Origin of the sequence: Bacillus sp. FSL L8-0199 (genome assembly GCF_038005705.1) — a bacterium.
GTDB lineage: Bacteria > Bacillota > Bacilli > Bacillales > Bacillaceae_G > Bacillus_A > Bacillus_A cereus.
The window spans coordinates 5,228,866-5,246,567 of sequence record NZ_JBBOTS010000001.1 but is presented as its reverse complement, the minus strand read 5'-3'; the positions used below and the strand labels follow the sequence as shown (position 1 = coordinate 5,246,567).

Here is a 17,702-nt window from a genome sequence, read left to right as displayed (position 1 = left end):
GATTTTTTTGTGTATTTTATGGATAATTTTACAAAACTGGTATAATTATATTGATGCTTGTATAAGTAGAAGTGTACAACAATTTATATTTCATAAAGGGGATGAATCAATGATTGGTGAAATGAAGCGAGAAGCATTGTACTCTTTAAAGGGAAAATGGGGACTAGGTGTTGGATCAACAATTTTATATTTTATTTTAAGTTATGTTGTTTCGATGGCTGCAATGCTTATACTATTAATTCCAGGAATTATTATATTTCTCTTATTTGCTGGTTTAGTAGGTTCACTTGAAGGGCAAACAATATCAAATGGAGCAAGTGTTACATTCGGGATTTTTTATTGCATTATGATAATTTTGAGTAGTGCATCCTATGGGATTACATCATACGGTTATACAAATGTATTTTTACAGATTAGTAAACGAGAAGATGCTAAAGTAGATTACTTATTCGAAGGATTTCGTGGCTTTAAAAGAATGATGAAAACAATATGGGCAATGCTTGCAATTTTATTATATACAGGTACATGGATTCCGATATTGTTAGTAGCCTTATTTGCATTTTTTGGTGAAGAAGGAAATGCGTCGTTTGCTATTGCTATCTGTGTACTACTAGCTATTTCAATCGTTGGTATGATTGTGATGTATTTTTCTTATGCACTGACGTACTATGTGATGATTGAAAATCCAGAATATAGTGTTTCGCAGGCGATAAAGGAAAGTAAGAATCTTATGAAGGGTCATAAGTTAGATTTGTTTCTTTTATGGCTGAGCTTCATAGGATGGGCTATTTTAGCGCTTCTTACTTTTGGAATAGGATTTCTTTGGCTTAGTCCGTATATGAGTACGACGACAGCACACTTTTATCGCTATATTTCAAAAGGTGAATTTCAATAGGAACATGCTATACTAATAGAATTATTGTGTATAGGAGGCGAGGCTACGCATGATTAGTGATTTAAAAGGAGAAGCACTAGATTCATTAGAAGGAAAATGGGGATTAGCTGTTGGAGCTACACTACTCATTTCAATTCTTATCACGGCTTTTAGTTTTAGTGTTGATTGGGGATTTTCTTTGATTTTCGGTTGGCAAAAAATAAATGGTTCACTTTCAACGAATATTCTTACATTTTTTGTTACTGGACCGTTAACTTTAGGTGGATATTACCTTGGTTTAAATATCCTTCGTGAAAAGCAAGCTAGTATTGGTAATGTATTCATTTGGTTTTCAGAGGGAAAGAGATTTCTAAAATCATTTTTATTATATTTATTAGTAAATCTTTATCTTTTCTTATGGACGTTATTGTTCATTATTCCAGGTATTATTAAATCATTTTCTTATGCGATGACATACTTTATTATAAACGATCATCCTGAGTATTCACTGAACCAAGCTATTACAGAAAGTCGTCGTATGATGGATGGACATAAGATGGAGTATTTCATTTTATGTTTAAGTTTTATTGGCTGGTTTATATTAAGTTGTATTACGTTAGGGATTGGATTCTTATGGTTAATTCCATATTTCTATACGACATCTGCAGCTTTTTACGAAGAGATTGCAGAAGAATATTATGAGAAAAATATTTAGCACTAAAAAACCCCCGGTATGAATTATTTGTTCATACTGGGGGTTTTTTGTAGAAACTTTATAAACTGATTGCTAGTAAGTGGTTTACTGAAATAGTAACCTTGCATATATTTACAGTTATGTTTTTGCAGAAACTTAAGTTGTTTTTCGGTTTCAATTCCTTCGGCGACGACTGAAAGATTTAAAGTATTCGCGAGGGAAAGTATTGTAGAAACGATGGCTCGTTCTTCAGGACGATGATCAGCTAATTGTGTAAATTCTCTCGGTACTTTTAATGTGTCGATTGGAAAAATTGATAAATAAGCAAGAGAAGAGTATCCAGTACCGAAGTCATCAATGGAAGTTTGGATACCGTATTCTTTTAATTGCTTCAGTCTTAATAACGTTTCTTTCTCGTCAACCATTGCAATTCTTTCTGTTAACTCAAGTGTTACATATTTTGGATCGACTTGCACGTCGTTTAATATTTGTGAAATGCTTTCAATTAATTGATCTTGCCGGAACTCTTTTGCGGATAGATTAACACTTATTTTTAAATTTTGGTAGCCAAAGGTATGCCATATTTTTAATTGGAGACAAGCTTCTTGTAATACCCAATGTCCAAGTGGGACTACTTGTGGCGTCTCTTCTACAATTGGAATAAACTCACATGGTGAAATGTCACCTAATAGTGGGTGTTTCCAACGTATTAAAGCTTCAGCGCCGATAATTTTATTTGTTGTCGTATCAATTTGTGGTTGATAAACGAGATAAAATTCTTTGTTTACTAAAGCGATTGGCAAATCTTTTTCAATTCGAGCTTTTCGTTCCATTTTTTTATATAGTTCTTTCGTGTAAAGAGAGCTACCGTTTTTTCCTTTATTCTTTGCTTCGTACATGGCCATATCAGCATGCTGCAAAATGGATAGCGCATCTTCACCTGCTTCAGGATATATTGCAATTCCGATGCTCGGTGAGATTTGTAAATGTTGATTTTCGATTTCAAATGGCTCATTCATGGCCGTTACAATCCTATCAGCTATTTTTTGGACATCTGGCTTTTTTTTGTAATTCTCGATAAGGATTGTGAACTCATCCCCAGCTAGCCGCGCGAGTTTCATATTTGATGTTGCTATTCTTTCGAGCCTTTTTGCTACTGCGATGAGCAATAGGTCTCCTACTCGATGACCGAGGGTATCATTAATAACTTTAAAACGGTCTAGGTCGAGAAACATAACAGCAAAAGGCTTTTTCGATATTTTTGCTCGCGCAATTGCCTGTTCTAAATGTTGATGAAATGCACGTCGATTTGCAAGCTCTGTTAAAGTATCATGGTATGCTAGGAAATTAATTTGTTCTTGTTGTTGTTTGCTTTCTGTAATATCTTTAATCATTAAATAAACCCCAGAAATTTTCTCCTTTAAAAAGATCGGTACGGCGGTAACGTGCAAGTAGTAAATATCTCTGCTTTTATGGTAAGCCCGTATTTCTAAAGAGATAGAATACCCCTTTTTCACGCGATGAAAGGCGTTAATCATTTCTTCTAAATCTTCTTCGTATATGAGTGAATAGTAAGGCTGGTTTAATAATTCATTCGTTTGATAACCGAGTAAAGTAGTGCCAGCGTTATTTACTTTGAGAAAATTACCGTACAAATCTAATGTGAAGATTGGATCTGGATGATGCTCGTATAAAGATTTAAACATTTGTTGATTATGATAGAGTTCATTTTTCTGTTCTACTAAATCTTCTGTACGTAGTTTAATTTGTTTCTCGAGTTCTGAGTTGAATTGCATTTGAGCAAACAATAATATTTTATTTTGTTTTCGAACTAAGCTATGACGTATGAGAACGAAAGAGAAAGTTATTATAAGTCCGATTACTATAATAGGCGCAAAAACGTATTCAACTAATATAAAAACAATAAGCATTACTACCGAAATATACGGTAATGATAATCGGATTGATTCACCAATTTTAGGTGTTAGTAGTACTTGTTCTTGTTTTTCAGGCTCTTTTGTATGGAGAATACAGGCGATTGCTACTAACACTAAGGTTACTTGATAGAAAGGAGTAACTGTAAACATAGAATACTCTGGTATGAAGTATTTTATATAAGCATAAATCGCATCTGTAGTAGCATATAAAATTAAAGCACTGCCAAGAAGTGCACCGACCTTTTTAGGTAATAAGGATAGTGGTTTGAATAAAAGGTTGATTCCTATTAAGAGAAAGAGTAAATCAGCCATTGGATAGGTAAGTTGAACAAATATGTCGATATAGGATGTTGTAAAGATGTGAATAGTTCGTTCAATAAGTAAGTAGTAACTTAAAGTAAATTGGGCTGTAACGATAATACAAATATCACATAGCATAAAAAGTTTTTCTAATAAATCTCGGTTATAAATGATTTCGTATAGAAAGGCAAACGTAAAACTAACTAAAAAAAGTAAGTAAAAAAAGTCAGATGGATCAACGAACGTATAGAAGTCTTTTACAATTAAACGCTGATAGGCAACGACTATATCACCGATAAAATAAGAGAGAGCTCCAACAGATAATATGATCCAAAATAAACGAGATAGCCCTTCTTTCATGTTTGAAAAATAAAGTATATAACTACAAGCGATAATATCAATTAATAGGGTACTCATTCCGATTAATAGCTGAAAAGGAAATGAGTATTCATATAGAAAAGGCATCGCTACGTAGTGAATCGTTATGGACAGCAATACAATGCTTATAAGAATACTTACATGTGTTTGTTTTTTCATTTATATCACCTACGGTTTCTTGAAAAGCATATATAAGTTTTATATTTATTTTGCACAATTATAGCAAGTTGTAAAGATAGATTTTAATAATTCTTGTTTCTGCCTCCCAACATATCGACATAGGAATTTGAAGTTTGCTATAATGATTAGAATAGTTGCGTTATTTAGAAAAATTTAAAAATAATAATTACTGCAACTAGGACATATTGTTTACTATGTGAACTTGTTCTTAATTTAGGGGGGAGGGTTTCACAATGGCAAGTGTATATGAAAATAGTTATATGATCGTTTTGATTTTCTTGCTATTAGGTATATTGCTGCCGGTAGTGGCTCTTACATTAGGAAGGATGCTGCGCCCAAATAAACCAAGTGCAGCAAAGGCGACGACGTATGAGAGTGGAATTGAGCCTTTTCATGATGCAAATATTCGGTTTCATGCGCGTTATTATATTTTCGCTTTATTGTTTGTGATCTTTGATGTAGAAACTTTATTTTTATATCCTTGGGCTGTTGCGTATGACAAGCTAGGTTTATTTGCATTAATTGAAATGCTCATCTTTGTTGTAATGTTGCTAGTTGGATTAGCGTATGCTTGGAAAAAGAAGGTGTTACAATGGTTATAAATTTTGAGGAATTACATCCAAATGAGCGAGCAGAATTAGAACGAAATATCTTTTTTTCTACATTGGAACAGTTGAAAGGATGGGCGAGGAGCAACTCTTTATGGCCGATGACATTCGGACTGGCGTGCTGTGCAATTGAAATGATGGGGGTAGGCTCATCACATTATGATTTAGATCGATTTGGGTCATTTTTTCGAACTTCACCAAGGCAATCGGACGTCATGATTGTATCGGGAACGGTAACGAAGAAGATGGCTCCTATTGTTCGGCGCTTATATGATCAAATGCCCGAACCGAAATGGGTTATTGCGATGGGATCTTGTGCGACAGCAGGTGGTCCGTATGTAAATTCATATGCTGTTGTGAAAGGTGTAGACCAAATCGTACCAGTTGATGTGTATATTCCTGGTTGTCCCCCAAATCCAGCTGCTTTAATTTATGGAATTAATAAATTAAAAGAAAAAATTCGTTACGAAGCAAAGACCGGGAAGCAGGTGACGAATAAATGAGTAATCCAAATAAAGATTTAGAGGAGTTGAAAAAAGAAGCAGCTAGGCGTGCAAAAGAAGAAGCGAGAAAACGCCTTGTAGCGAAACACGAGGCGGAAATAAGTAAGCTTGAGGAAGAAGATCAAGAAAAAGAGAAAGCGCTACCAAAAAACGATGATATTACTATAGAAGAAGCAAAACGGCGTGCAGCAGCTGCTGCAAAAGCAAAAGCGGCAGCGTTAGCGAAGCAAAAAAGAGAAGGAACAGAAGAAGTAACGGAAGAAGAAAAAGCGAAAGCCAAGGCGAAGGCAGCAGCAGCTGCAAAAGCAAAAGCGGCAGCGTTAGCGAAGCAGAAAAGAGAAGGAACAGAAGAAGTAACGGAAGAAGAAAAAGCGAAAGCCAAGGCGAAGGCAGCAGCAGCTGCAAAAGCAAAAGCGGCAGCGTTAGCGAAGCAAAAAAGAGAAGGAACAGAAGAAGTAACGGAAGAAGAAAAAGCGAAAGCCAAGGCGAAGGCAGCAGCAGCTGCAAAAGCAAAAGCGGCAGCGTTAGCGAAGCAGAAAAGAGAAGGAATAGAAGAAGTAATGGAAGAAGAAAAAGCGAAGGCCAAGGCGAAGGCGGTGGCAGCGGCCAAGGCAAAAGCGGCAGCATTGGCGAAGCAGAAAGCCTCGCAAGGTGATGGGGATTCGGGAGATGAAAAGGCAAAGGCAATTGTAGCGGCAAAAGCGAAAGCAGCAGCGGCTGCAAGAGCGAAGACAAAGGGGGCTGAAGGTAAGAAAGAGGATGAGCCGAAGCAGGAAGAACCGTCCGTAAATCAGCCGTATTTAAATCAGTATGTTGAGGCTATTAGGGAGAAGTTAGGAGAGGGTGCATTAGTAGATTCCTACATTAATAAACTGTCAAAGGATGTGCCAACTCTTGTGGTGGATCCCGAAAAGTATTATGAAGTGATGGAGTTACTGCGATTCCATGAGGGACTTGCTTTTGATTATATGTCAGAGCTACATGCGACGGATTTTGTGACACATATGGAAGTGTATGTTCATTTGTTTTCATATAGTAAGAAACAATCGGTAGCGGTGAAGGTAAAGATAGACCGGGAAGCGCCGCAAGTCGAATCTGTGACAGCGCTTTGGAAAGGGGCCGACTGGCCGGAGCGAGAAGCATACGATTTGCTCGGCATTGTATTTAAAGGGCATCCGAATTTAACGCGTATTTTAATGCCAGAGGATTGGGTAGGCTATCCGCTTAGAAAAGACTATGAACCGTATGATGTGGAGGTGTAGCTATGATCCGTACGGAAGAGATGCTTTTGAATGTAGGACCTCAGCATCCGAGTACACATGGTGTGTTCAGGCTCGTAATTAAGATTGACGGGGAACTTATTAAAGAAGCTACACCTGTTATTGGGTATTTGCATCGCGGGACCGAAAAGATCGCTGAGAGCTTACAGTATACGCAAATTATCCCTTATACAGATCGAATGGACTATTTATCAGCTATGACGAATAATTACGTCATTTGCCATGCTGTAGAGACGATGATGGGGCTTGAAATTCCAGAGCGTGCCGAATACTTGCGAGTACTTGCGATGGAGCTAGGAAGAATTGCGAGCCATCTCGTTTGGTGGGGGACGAATCTTCTTGATATAGGAGCGGTCAGCCCGTTTTTGTACGCGTTTCGTGAACGAGAGATGATTATAAATTTATTAAATGAATTATGCGGGGCACGGCTTACTTTTAACTATATGAGAGTTGGCGGTGTGAAGTGGGATGCGCCAGATGGTTGGATTGAAAAGGTGGAAGAGTTTGTTCCGTATATGAGAGAGCAACTGGCAGGTTATCATGATCTTGTTAGCGGTAATGAGATTTTCTTAAATCGTGTGAAAGGCGTTGGTATATATAGCGCGGAAGAAGCGATCTCGTATTCTTTAAGCGGAGCAAATTTGCGGTGCACTGGAGTAAACTGGGATCTTCGCAAAGATGAGCCGTATTCGATTTATGATCGTTTTGATTTTGATATTCCTGTTGGAAGCGTGGGAGATGCTTGGGATCGCTACGTTTGCCGAATGCAAGAAATCGAGGAGTCTTTAAAGATTGTTGAGCAGGCGGTTCAGCAGTTCCCGAAAGATGGAGCTGTGCTGGCAAAAGTACCGAAAATTATTAAGGCACCTAAGGGAGAAGCGTTCGTACGTATCGAATCGCCGCGCGGAGAGATTGGGTGTTATATCGCTAGTGACGGAAAGAAAGAGCCGTACCGTTTGAAGTTTCGTAGGCCATCTTTTTATAACTTGCAAATTTTACCGAAGTTATTGAAAGGTGAAAACATCGCTAATTTAATTACGATTTTAGGTGGAGTTGATATTGTACTTGGGGAGGTTGATGGCTAATGATTGAGACGCTCTTACAATCACCTTCAAGCTGGAAGAATTTCTTCATTTTTTTCGGATTAGCGGTACTTCTGCTATTTGCAGTCCTTGGCTTCGTTACATATGGAATTTTGGCAGAACGGAAAGTGATGGGGTTTATGCAAGGGCGGATTGGACCAAACCAGGTTGGAGGCCGATTCGGTTTACTGCAAACGGTAGCTGATGTTTTAAAACTATTATTGAAAGAAGATAGTATTCCAAAAGCAGCAGATAAACCGCTGTTTATATTAGCGCCTGTCATTGCATTTGCACCAGCATTTATGGTGCTTGCAGTTATCCCGTTCACTGATAAATTTCAATTTGCAGATATTGGAGTCGGGCTACTTTATTATATTGCTGTTTCCGGTATTACGACGATAGGTGTTGTAACTGGAGGATGGGCATCGAATAATAAATATTCCCTTTTAGGAGGGATGCGTGCGGCGGCGCAAATGATTTCTTATGAGATTCCGCTCGTAATGAGTGTAATTGGTATCGTTTTGCTAGCTGGTAGTCTGAATTTAAATGAGATTGTAGCGGCGCAGGAGAAGGTTTGGTACATTTTCGTACAGCCAATTGGCTTCGTCGTTTTCTTAATCGCAGCAGTTGCAGAGTTAAATAGAACGCCATTCGATTTGCCAGAAGCGGAGTCAGAACTTGTTTCTGGATATCATACGGAATACTCAGGTTTTCGCTGGGCGTTTTTCATGCTTTCAGAGTACGTATATTTCTTCGGGATGGCATCGTTAATTACAGTGCTCTTTTTAGGCGGATGGAATCCAGTCATGTTTCTTGGATTTATCCCAGGTGCCGTATGGTTTGCTTTGAAATTTAGCAGTGTAGTCTTTCTATTAATTTGGTTCCGCGTTACGTTCCCGCGTATAAGAGGTGACCAGTTAATGGAGTTTGGCTGGAAAGTATTATTGCCGATTGCACTTGCAAATATTTTCTTAACGGCATTGATTAAGGAGTTATTCTTCTAATCTATGAGGGGGGTGCCAGTAAGAGATGAAAGGACTATTTAAAGGATTAAAATATACATTAAGTAATTTGAGCAAGAAGAAGGTAACGTATGATTATCCAAATCAACCGTTGCCGTTGCCAGACCGTTTTCGTGGAATTCAAAAATTTTATCCGGAGAAATGTATTGTTTGTAATCAGTGCTCTAACATTTGTCCGACAGACTGTATTCAGTTAACAGGAAAGAAACATCCGGATCCTACGAAAAAAGGAAAAATTATCGACACGTATGATATTAATTTTGAAATTTGTATTCTTTGTGATTTATGTACAGAAGTTTGTCCGACAGAGGCAATTGTCATGACAAATAACTTTGAACTCGCGGAATATTCACGTGATGACTTATTTAAAAATTTGCAGTGGCTTGACGAAAACGACGAAAACGTCAGGAAGGAGAACAAGGCATGAATGGCGAGTTTGTAGCATTCTTTATACTATCCTTGTCTGCAATTATCGGCGGTGTTCTTATGTTGAACTTAACGAAAGTTATGCACATGATGCTAGCTCTCGTTCTGACATTTCTCAGCATTGCAGGTTTGTATTTTCTTTTATCAGCTGAATTTATAGGCGTTGCACAAATTTTACTTTACTCTGGTGCAATCACAATTATTATGATTTTCGGCATTATGTTAACGAAACATAACGCGGAAAATGAATCGCGTCTTACTCTTCGAAAATGGATTATCTTCTTTGCAGTTGTAGCATTTGGAGCGGTTATGTATTTCGCTGTTAATAATGTTGATTTTGCAAATGAAAGCACACAAGGAAGTTTACCTCTCCATGAAAACAACACACTTCAAATCGGTACGCTTCTCTATTCAAAATATATTATCCCATTTGAACTAACTTCAGTTATTTTACTTGTAGCACTCGTTGGCGCGATTGTACTTGCGAAAAAGGATGAGAAAGAGGAGGATTCCAATGAGTAGCGTTCCAGCTTCTGCATATTTAACACTTGCGATTATTTTGTTTTGCATCGGTCTATTTGGAGCTTTAACAAAGCGGAATACAGTAATCGTATTAGTTTGTATCGAATTAATGCTGAATGCTGCCAATTTAAACTTAGTGGCGTTTAGTAAATTAGGCTTATTTCCGAATTTAACAGGTCAAATTTTCTCACTGTTTACGATGGCTGTAGCGGCAGCGGAAGCGGCGGTAGGACTCGCCATTTTAATTGCTTTATATCGTAATCGTACGACAGTTCAGGTGGATGAAATGGATACGCTTAAAGGATAGCATTGTGACCGAAAAAGGGGGAAGGAAACAATGATCGATTATGCATGGCTCATACCGCTTTTCCCACTCGTTTCGTTTTTGTTACTTATTATATTCGGGAAGAAAATTAGAGAAGGAAGCAGCGTACTTAGTATTTTTTTCGTCTTTCTCTCCTTTATACTTGCGGTACTTGTGTTAATAGAAAGATTTTCAGAAGCAAGCGTGAAGCATAAGTGGGTGTGGCTTAGAGCTGGAGATGTGGATATATCATTTGGCTTTGAAGTGACTGCATTAGGAGCTTTAATGTTATTTATCGTGACGCTTGTGAGTCTACTTGTACATGTGTATTCGAAAGGTTATATGAAAGGTGATGAACGATTACCAACCTTTTACGCATATTTAGGACTCTTTACATTTGCGATGTTAGGGCTTGTTATATCAACGAATTTATTACAACTTTATATATTTTGGGAATTAGTTGGTCTTGGTTCATTTTTACTTATCGGTTTTTATTTCTTTAAAGAAGAAGCAAAGGCTGCTGCAAAAAAGGCTTTTATTATGACCCGTATTGGGGATGTTGGTTTATTTATCGGGATGATTTTAATTTTTTGGTACGCAGGTAGTTTTGAATATGACGCAATATTTAGGGCGATTTATACAGGGGATTTACCTCCTTACATGATTACAATAACAGCGATATTAATTTTTATCGGGGCGATGGGGAAATCAGGTCAGTTCCCGCTTCATACGTGGTTGCCAGATGCAATGGAGGGGCCAACACCCGTTTCGGCACTTATTCACGCGGCGACGATGGTCGCGGCTGGCGTATATTTAGTAGCGACGATGTTCCCTCTATTTTCAGCAAGTACAGTGGCGATGCAGACAGTGGCAATCGTTGGAGCTTTCACTGCAATCTTTGCGGCCTCTATTGGTCTTGTGCAAACAGATATAAAGAGGGTGCTTGCTTATTCTACAGTTAGCCAGCTCGGGTATATGATGCTCGCGTTAGGTTCTGCCGGTTATGTAGCTGGTATATTCCATTTAACGACACACGCTTTTTTTAAAGCACTATTATTTTTGGCGGCAGGAAGTGTAATTCATGCTGTGCATACGCAAAACATTAATAAAATGGGCGGTTTACAGAAGAAGATGAAAGTAACTGGTACGCTATTTTTAATAGGTACCCTTGCCATTAGCGGTGTTCCGCTGCTTTCCGGTTTTTTCAGCAAAGATGAAATTTTAGCGGCGACGTGGATGAATGGCAATTACGTTTTATTTACTTTAGCGGTAATTGCGGCGTTTTTAACAGCATTTTATATGTTCCGCCTATACTTTCTTGTCTTTACTGGAGAAACGAAGACGAAGGAAGAAGTGCATGAATCGCCTCGCGTTATGACGTATCCAATGATTGTTCTCGGCGTTCTTGCGGTAGTGGCAGGATATATAAATACACCATGGTTTGGGACGTTTCTCGGAGATTGGTTGACGAAAGATGTAGGGTTTAAGGTTGAAGAAGCGCATGGACCAGTTTGGATTATGATTGTTGCGACACTCGTTTCATTTGCGGGAATCGCTCTTGCATATTTCATATATGGCAAGAAATCAATTTCTAGAGATTGGGCTGGGGGTACGGAAACATCTCTTTATAATCTTTTGAAAGAAAAATATTATGTGGATGAACTATACAACATGACGGTGATCCCTATTACGAAAGGAATCGCTCATGTGCTTCGCTTATTTGAAGTGTATGTAGTCGAAGGAATTGCAGTTTTAATTTCAAGTGTAGTTAAAGGCACAAGTAATCTTGGATCGAAACTTCAAAACGGGAATGTACAAGTGTACGGTACTGTAACGGCGGTTTCGCTCGCTGTACTCGTCATTATTTTGCTCTATACGGGAGGGGATTTACGATGAATGATTTGTTGTTAACGTTCTTCATTTTTTCCCCGCTTTTAGGAATTTTATTGCTTGTATTAACACCGAAAAAGGAATTGCGTACAGTGCGGGCGCTTGGCTTATTTGGGACGGCACTTCCATTTGGAATTGCTATCGTCCTCGCTTGTACATATGCTTCTGGAAAGAATTTGTCACTATTTGATGAAAAGGTGAAATGGATTAAGTTCGGCGATTTTACAGCGGTGGATAAAAGGTGGTTTTCTATTTATTACGAGCTTGGTATTGATGGTTTGTCGCTTGTCATGATGGTACTGACGGCTCTTCTAGCAACGCTTGCAGCAATTGCAGCCTTTTCTATTAAAAGAAATTTAAAAGCATTTTATATGCTGTTACTCATGCTAGAAATAGGAATGCTCGGCGTCTTTGCTGCTCAAAACTTAATGTTGTTTTTTATCTTCTTTGAAATTACGTTGCCACCAATGTTCTTATTAATTGGAAAGTGGGGAAAATTGTCGAGTGAAAAGGCTGCGTATAGTTATTTAATATATAACGGTATTGGCTCAGCTATTTTGCTCATTGTTTTCTCAATTTTGTTCGCGAAAACAGGTACAACAAATATTGTGGAGCTGAAAGAGATATTAAGAAGCGTAAGTGCAGAGGGAGCACTCGTCATACCAAGTAGTTTGCAGCTTAGTGTATTTATTGCCATAATGATTGCTTTTGCAATTAAACTACCTGTTTTTCCGTTGCACCGCTGGATGGTCAATGTACACATAGAAGCGCATCCAGCTGTAGTTATGCTTCATGCGGGTGTTTTGCTGAAGATTGGAGCGTACGGTATTATTCGCTTCGGGAAAGGGCTATTCCCGGAATATTTTCACGATGTTGCAACACTAATTGCGATATTAGGCGTAATTAATTTATTATACGGTGCCTTTTTAGCGCTCATCCAAACGGACTTTAGGAAAGTACTGGCTTACTCTAGTATTTCGCATATGGGAATTGTGTTAATGGGATTTGCGTCACTTAATGCACCTGGTACACAAGGAGCGTTATTCCAAGTTGTATCACATGGTTTAATTGCAGCCTTGCTCTTCTTCCTACTGGGTGTTATAGAACAACGATTTGGAACTTCGGATATTACGGTGCTAGGCGGACTTGCGAAAAGTGTACCGATACTTAGCGGATTCTTTTTAGCAGGAGGAATGGCCTCGCTTGGATTACCAGGGATGTCTGGGTTTGTTAGTGAATTTCTTGCCTTTCTCGGTTTATTTCAAAGAGAGCCCGTCATTGCTGCAGTCGGTGTGATTGGCATCATTTTAACCGCTGTATACGTATTAAGGGCGACACTTCAAGTGACATTTGGAAAGAAAGAGTGGGAAGCAAAATCTGATATACACGGATGGGAGTATGTCCCTGTTTTACTACTTATCTTTTGTATTATTGCAATTGGAGTTATGCCAGAGTTACTAGGGGATCCGCTTCAAAATACATTGAAAACATTGGGGGTGAAGTAGGATGGATATGAATACGTTACTTAGCTTATCGTGGCATCTAATGGTGCCAGAATTTATTATTCTCGGCGCCGCCATCCTCCTTTCCATATGTGATTTGTTTTTTAAGCTGAATCATAGATATGTAGCTCTTGGTGCGATTGCTGCTATCGTATTAGCAATCGTGTCATTAATTACGCTATATAGCGAACCAGCTGGAGATATTTTAAACGGATCGTTTGTGTTAGATGGATTTTCAAAAGGGTTTAAAACATTGCTATTAGGTGCCTCAGCTCTCATTTTATGCACCGCAATGAGCGATGATAAGAAGAATCCAATTGAAGATAAGGGTGAATATTATTACTTATTTTTAATGGCACTTCTTGGTGCAATGTTCATGGCTTCTAGTGTTGATTTCATTACCCTTTTCGTTGGTTTGGAGTTACTTTCACTTTCTTCTTATATTTTAGTAGGAATACGAAAAAAGAGCCGTGCATCAAATGAAGCGGCAATGAAATACGTCATTAGCGGAGGAATTGGAACGGCGATTACGCTCTTCGGAATGAGTTATTTATACGGTATTACAGGTTCAACTAACATTGTAGATATGCAAAAGGTACTCACTGGGGAACTCGCTAGTGGTATTCAGTTATTGTTAGCTCTCGCATTTCTTTTATTGCTAGTTGGTCTCTCATTTAAAATTGCCACAGTGCCGTTTCATATGTGGGCACCTGATGTGTATGAAGGAGCGGCTACACCAGTTACTGCTTTTCTTGGAACGATTTCTAAAATTGCTGGGTTCCTGCTCATTATTCGTTTGTTCCTTATGGTTTTTGCAAGTGTATTAATACAAGGAGATATGCAATCTTTATATGGGCATATGAGTATATATATCGCGGTGTTAGCAAGTATTACGATGATTGTTGGGAATGTAGTCGCGTTAAAACAATACAATATAAAGCGTTTATTTGCTTATTCGGGCATTGCTCATGCAGGGTATTTACTCGTTCCACTTGTGGCATTATCACCATTTACGATGGATAGCATGTGGTTTTATATGCTGGCATACATGCTTATGAATATAGGTGCATTTGCTATCATCCACGGCTTAATCTTACAAAATGATGAGGAAAATATAACGATTTTCACAGGTTTATATAAAAGGTCACCATTTGCAGCGATTATGATGACAATCTTTATTTTATCGCTGGCTGGGATACCAGGAACGGCTGGATTCATTGGAAAGATTAACATCTTTTTAGGCGCGCTTCATGTAGAGCCAGCACATTACGTACTAGCTTCGATTATGATGGGTACGACAGTTGTTTCATTCGTATATTATTTCCGTATTTTACAACAAATGTTTTTCCGCACAGGAGAGACAGAAGAGAGGATACGGTTACCGTTAAATATAAAGGTTGTTATGAGTCTTTGTGCAATTTCGATTGTAATACTAGGGATTATGCCGATGATTGGGTACAATTTCTTTTATGAATATTTTCCATTAATGAAAGATTTCTTCTTCTTAGGGAACGTGGTACAATAGTGAAAATAAAAGGTGTGGAGTCAGTACTCTGCGCTTTTTATTTTGTGTTAACTTGTAATGTAGATATACGTTTTTGGAAAGAAAATCACGATGTAAAATGTAAGATGTCTATGTGCATTTGAAAAAGTGTAGCTCCTACTTATTATGGTATCGTTTTTATATTCTTTCATAAGTAGTAGCTGAGTAAAAAGGGGTCGATTTTTTGGCACAACTTTTAGGGCAACAAGCACTGATTGCCATTGTTTCGCATTTATTGTTTATTACCATTACGTGGTGGGCCTTACAAGGCATTCACATTGAGCGTTTAATGAAGTCCGGAAAAGTGCTGCAGACGCGAGTATTACTCATCTTAATTACAATTGCAATTGGGACATCTGTAAGTAACTTTTTCCTTGATTATTTAGGCTATTCGAAGAGTTTAACGTATTTAGTAAAGTAAGTGTATAGAACCTCAAATCTCCGTTAACAATGGGGATAGGAGGGGATGAAATTGAAGCTTAAAGCCATTCTTATTGTTGCACTTAGTGTTGTTTTATTTTTGGTTGGATATAGAGAGATGAAACCGATAAGCGATGAACAGAAAATGGAGAGCATGATCAAGGCTTTAGAGAAAAATGATGCTAAAGTAGAAAAATGGTCATGGTTAGCGAGAGAAACAAAAACAATTTCTAACATACATACGTTTCAAAAGTTGTTAAACGATGTGAAGGAAAAGGCAAATATTCAAAAGTGGGAAGTAGAGCAATCTCCAGATGGATATAAAGCTACATCCTATAAAAAGCTTTCTTCTTATGAAGAACGAGTAGTAGTAACTTGGAGTAAAGAAAATACTAAAGAAAACACTTTCATTATCTTTGAAGTAAGTGGGGCGAAATGGGACCCGAAGTATGTTCAAAACATGAATAAAATTTTTAGTGAAAAACCTATAATTTACACTTGTGTTCAAGGTGTACTGAATGATAAGATTGAAGGTGTTTTGCAAAATAAAACCAATCAGGTTTTGAAAGATCTTTCAGCAAGAGCGATCGAACAAGTAGAAGAAAGAGCATTTGTGTCAGTCTCCGCATACAATAAAAAGTGGGATGACGCTCTTTCAACAAATAGAGAGAAAATAAATGTGCAAATAGCAATACGTTCTACAGACAACAAAGATACAATTGTGGTTGGCACACCGATCATAACTTCTGAGTATTGAGTGAATAGATACTGAAAAAAGGACACGGAGGGGAATAATTTGGAAAAGATCATCGTCCGTGGCGGAAAGCGGTTAAACGGCACAGTGCGTGTTGAGGGCGCAAAAAATGCTGTATTACCTATAATCGCTGCAGCCCTATTAGCGAGTGATGGAAAGAATGTACTATCTGAAGTACCAGTTTTGTCTGATGTATACACAATTAATGAGGTATTACGTCATTTAAATGCTGAAGTCGTATTTGAAAATAATCAAGTAACAATCGATTCTTCTAAAGAACTAAACATTGAAGCACCATTTGAATATGTACGTAAAATGCGTGCATCTGTTCAAGTAATGGGACCATTATTAGCACGTAATGGTCGTGCTCGTATTGCACTTCCTGGTGGATGTGCAATTGGTTCACGTCCAATTGACCAACATTTAAAAGGCTTCGAAGCAATGGGAGCTAAAGTACAGGTTGGTAACGGTTTTGTTGAGGCATATGTTGAGGGAGAACTAAAAGGAGCTAAAATCTACTTAGACTTCCCAAGCGTAGGCGCGACAGAAAACATTATGTCTGCAGCTACATTAGCAAAAGGGACAACAATTCTTGAAAACGCAGCGAAAGAACCAGAAATCGTTGACTTAGCTAACTTCTTAAATGCGATGGGCGCGAAAGTACGCGGAGCTGGAACTGGAACGATTCGTATCGAAGGCGTTGATAAATTATATGGTGCAAACCACTCTATTATTCCTGACCGTATTGAAGCGGGAACATTCATGGTTGCAGCAGCAATTACTGGTGGAGACATCTTAATTGAAAATGCTGTACCTGAACATTTACGCTCAATTACAGCGAAAATGGAAGAAATGGGTGTTAAAATCATTGAGGAAAACGAAGGTGTACGTGTTATCGGCCCAGATAAGTTAAAAGCGGTTGATATTAAAACTATGCCTCACCCAGGTTTCCCAACAGACATGCAATCACAAATGATGGCATTATTACTACAAGCTGATGGAACAAGCATGATTACAGAAACGGTATTCGAAAACCGCTTTATGCACGTTGAAGAATTCCGTCGTATGAATGCTGATATTAAAATTGAAGGTCGTTCTGTTATTATGAACGGTCCAAACAGTTTACAAGGTGCTGAAGTAGCAGCAACTGACTTACGTGCTGCAGCTGCATTAATCTTAGCTGGTTTAGTATCAGAAGGTTATACTCGTGTAACTGAGTTAAAACATCTTGACCGTGGCTATGTAAACTTCCATAAGAAATTAGCTGCATTAGGTGCAACTATTGAACGTGTAAACGAAAAAGTAGAAGAAGTGAAAGAACAAGAAGTTTCTGATCTTCACGCTTAATTGAAATAGTCTCTATGTCTTTTGACATAGGGGCTATTTTTTTGGGTTATTACTGTTATAGTCAATAAATTCTATACTTATGCACGTACCAGTAAAAATATTTAGAAAATTTCTGTTTTATACTCTTCCCCTTAAG

The 17,702-nt window shown here is 38.1% G+C and carries 17 protein-coding genes; 16 read left to right on the top strand and 1 reads right to left on the bottom strand.

Annotation, left to right across the window (positions count from 1 at the left end; genetic code table 11):
• Nucleotides 1-7: 7 nt before the first annotated feature.
• Together NST86_RS27190 and NST86_RS27185 are read left to right on the top strand one after the other, a co-directional pair.
• A complete protein-coding gene (locus NST86_RS27190; RefSeq protein ID WP_137025938.1) occupies nt 8-895 on the top strand; it encodes a DUF975 family protein in 888 nt (295 codons plus the stop codon).
• Between the two features lie 49 nt (nt 896-944).
• Nucleotides 945-1,589: a DUF975 family protein gene (locus tag NST86_RS27185; RefSeq protein WP_137025936.1), complete on the top strand. Its 645-nt coding sequence runs from the start codon at nt 945-947 to the stop codon at nt 1,587-1,589.
• 23 nt (nt 1,590-1,612) lie between these two features.
• On the opposite strand, the gene NST86_RS27180 is transcribed toward NST86_RS27185, so the two are convergent.
• Nucleotides 1,613-4,342, bottom strand: a complete 2,730-nt coding sequence (locus tag NST86_RS27180) for an EAL domain-containing protein (RefSeq protein WP_000744993.1) — start codon at nt 4,340-4,342, stop codon at nt 1,613-1,615.
• 254 nt (nt 4,343-4,596) lie between these two features.
• On the opposite strand from NST86_RS27180, the gene nuoA reads away from it, so the two are divergent.
• The 14 genes from nuoA to murA all read left to right on the top strand — a co-directional run bounded on the left by nuoA (nt 4,597) and on the right by murA (nt 17,566).
• The gene (gene nuoA / locus NST86_RS27175; protein ID WP_000179273.1) at nt 4,597-4,965 is read left to right on the top strand and encodes an NADH-quinone oxidoreductase subunit NuoA; all 369 of its coding nucleotides are present in this window, start codon (nt 4,597-4,599) and stop codon (nt 4,963-4,965) included.
• The gene (gene nuoB, locus NST86_RS27170; RefSeq protein WP_000236331.1) at nt 4,956-5,474 is read left to right on the top strand and encodes an NADH-quinone oxidoreductase subunit NuoB; all 519 of its coding nucleotides are present in this window, start codon (nt 4,956-4,958) and stop codon (nt 5,472-5,474) included. The genes nuoA and nuoB overlap by 10 nt, the downstream gene beginning before the upstream one ends.
• Nucleotides 5,471-6,736, top strand: coding sequence for an NADH-quinone oxidoreductase subunit C (locus tag NST86_RS27165; protein WP_074625561.1), 1,266 nt, complete (start codon nt 5,471-5,473; stop codon nt 6,734-6,736). The genes nuoB and NST86_RS27165 overlap by 4 nt, the downstream gene beginning before the upstream one ends.
• A gap of 2 nt (nt 6,737-6,738) precedes the next feature.
• A complete protein-coding gene (gene nuoD, locus NST86_RS27160) occupies nt 6,739-7,839 on the top strand; it encodes an NADH-quinone oxidoreductase subunit NuoD (RefSeq protein WP_000621464.1) in 1,101 nt (366 codons plus the stop codon).
• Entirely contained in the window at nt 7,839-8,840 is a 1,002-nt protein-coding gene (gene nuoH, locus NST86_RS27155; protein ID WP_000573419.1) for an NADH-quinone oxidoreductase subunit NuoH, read from the top strand. The genes nuoD and nuoH overlap by 1 nt, the downstream gene beginning before the upstream one ends.
• 25 nt (nt 8,841-8,865) lie before the next feature.
• Entirely contained in the window at nt 8,866-9,285 is a 420-nt protein-coding gene (nuoI, locus tag NST86_RS27150; protein ID WP_000677191.1) for an NADH-quinone oxidoreductase subunit NuoI, read from the top strand.
• The gene (locus NST86_RS27145) at nt 9,282-9,806 is read left to right on the top strand and encodes an NADH-quinone oxidoreductase subunit J (RefSeq protein WP_001012814.1); all 525 of its coding nucleotides are present in this window, start codon (nt 9,282-9,284) and stop codon (nt 9,804-9,806) included. The genes nuoI and NST86_RS27145 overlap by 4 nt, the downstream gene beginning before the upstream one ends.
• Nucleotides 9,799-10,113, top strand: a complete 315-nt coding sequence (gene nuoK / locus NST86_RS27140; protein ID WP_000100079.1) for an NADH-quinone oxidoreductase subunit NuoK — start codon at nt 9,799-9,801, stop codon at nt 10,111-10,113. Before NST86_RS27145 ends, nuoK begins: the two co-directional genes overlap by 8 nt.
• Before the next feature lie 30 nt (nt 10,114-10,143).
• A complete protein-coding gene (gene nuoL / locus NST86_RS27135) occupies nt 10,144-12,006 on the top strand; it encodes an NADH-quinone oxidoreductase subunit L (RefSeq protein WP_000568225.1) in 1,863 nt (620 codons plus the stop codon).
• Nucleotides 12,003-13,505, top strand: coding sequence for an NADH-quinone oxidoreductase subunit M (locus NST86_RS27130; RefSeq protein WP_227593288.1), 1,503 nt, complete (start codon nt 12,003-12,005; stop codon nt 13,503-13,505). The genes nuoL and NST86_RS27130 overlap by 4 nt, the downstream gene beginning before the upstream one ends.
• A 7-nt stretch (nt 13,506-13,512) precedes the next feature.
• Nucleotides 13,513-15,027 carry an NADH-quinone oxidoreductase subunit NuoN gene (gene nuoN / locus NST86_RS27125; RefSeq protein WP_033668383.1) on the top strand — a complete coding sequence of 505 codons (1,515 nt, stop codon included), beginning with the start codon at nt 13,513-13,515 and terminating at the stop codon, nt 15,025-15,027.
• 202 nt (nt 15,028-15,229) lie between these two features.
• A complete protein-coding gene (locus tag NST86_RS27120; RefSeq protein ID WP_000057889.1) occupies nt 15,230-15,466 on the top strand; it encodes a DUF1146 family protein in 237 nt (78 codons plus the stop codon).
• 51 nt (nt 15,467-15,517) lie between these two features.
• A complete protein-coding gene (locus NST86_RS27115) occupies nt 15,518-16,222 on the top strand; it encodes a YwmB family TATA-box binding protein (RefSeq protein WP_000767916.1) in 705 nt (234 codons plus the stop codon).
• Between the two features lie 39 nt (nt 16,223-16,261).
• Nucleotides 16,262-17,566 carry a UDP-N-acetylglucosamine 1-carboxyvinyltransferase gene (gene murA, locus NST86_RS27110; protein ID WP_000411274.1) on the top strand — a complete coding sequence of 435 codons (1,305 nt, stop codon included), beginning with the start codon at nt 16,262-16,264 and terminating at the stop codon, nt 17,564-17,566.
• The last annotated feature ends 136 nt before the right edge of the window (nt 17,567-17,702 follow it).

Coding starts and splice junctions, on each gene's coding strand:
- NST86_RS27185 (WP_137025936.1), top strand. CDS start 945: ATGATTAGTGATTTAAAAGGAGAAGCACTAGATTCATTAGAAGGAAAA.
- NST86_RS27180 (WP_000744993.1), bottom strand. CDS start 4,342: ATGAAAAAACAAACACATGTAAGTATTCTTATAAGCATTGTATTGCTG.
- nuoA (WP_000179273.1), top strand. CDS start 4,597: ATGGCAAGTGTATATGAAAATAGTTATATGATCGTTTTGATTTTCTTG.
- nuoB (WP_000236331.1), top strand. CDS start 4,956: ATGGTTATAAATTTTGAGGAATTACATCCAAATGAGCGAGCAGAATTA.
- NST86_RS27165 (WP_074625561.1), top strand. CDS start 5,471: ATGAGTAATCCAAATAAAGATTTAGAGGAGTTGAAAAAAGAAGCAGCT.
- nuoD (WP_000621464.1), top strand. CDS start 6,739: ATGATCCGTACGGAAGAGATGCTTTTGAATGTAGGACCTCAGCATCCG.
- nuoH (WP_000573419.1), top strand. CDS start 7,839: ATGATTGAGACGCTCTTACAATCACCTTCAAGCTGGAAGAATTTCTTC.
- nuoI (WP_000677191.1), top strand. CDS start 8,866: ATGAAAGGACTATTTAAAGGATTAAAATATACATTAAGTAATTTGAGC.
- NST86_RS27145 (WP_001012814.1), top strand. CDS start 9,282: ATGAATGGCGAGTTTGTAGCATTCTTTATACTATCCTTGTCTGCAATT.
- nuoK (WP_000100079.1), top strand. CDS start 9,799: ATGAGTAGCGTTCCAGCTTCTGCATATTTAACACTTGCGATTATTTTG.
- nuoL (WP_000568225.1), top strand. CDS start 10,144: ATGATCGATTATGCATGGCTCATACCGCTTTTCCCACTCGTTTCGTTT.
- NST86_RS27130 (WP_227593288.1), top strand. CDS start 12,003: ATGAATGATTTGTTGTTAACGTTCTTCATTTTTTCCCCGCTTTTAGGA.
- nuoN (WP_033668383.1), top strand. CDS start 13,513: ATGAATACGTTACTTAGCTTATCGTGGCATCTAATGGTGCCAGAATTT.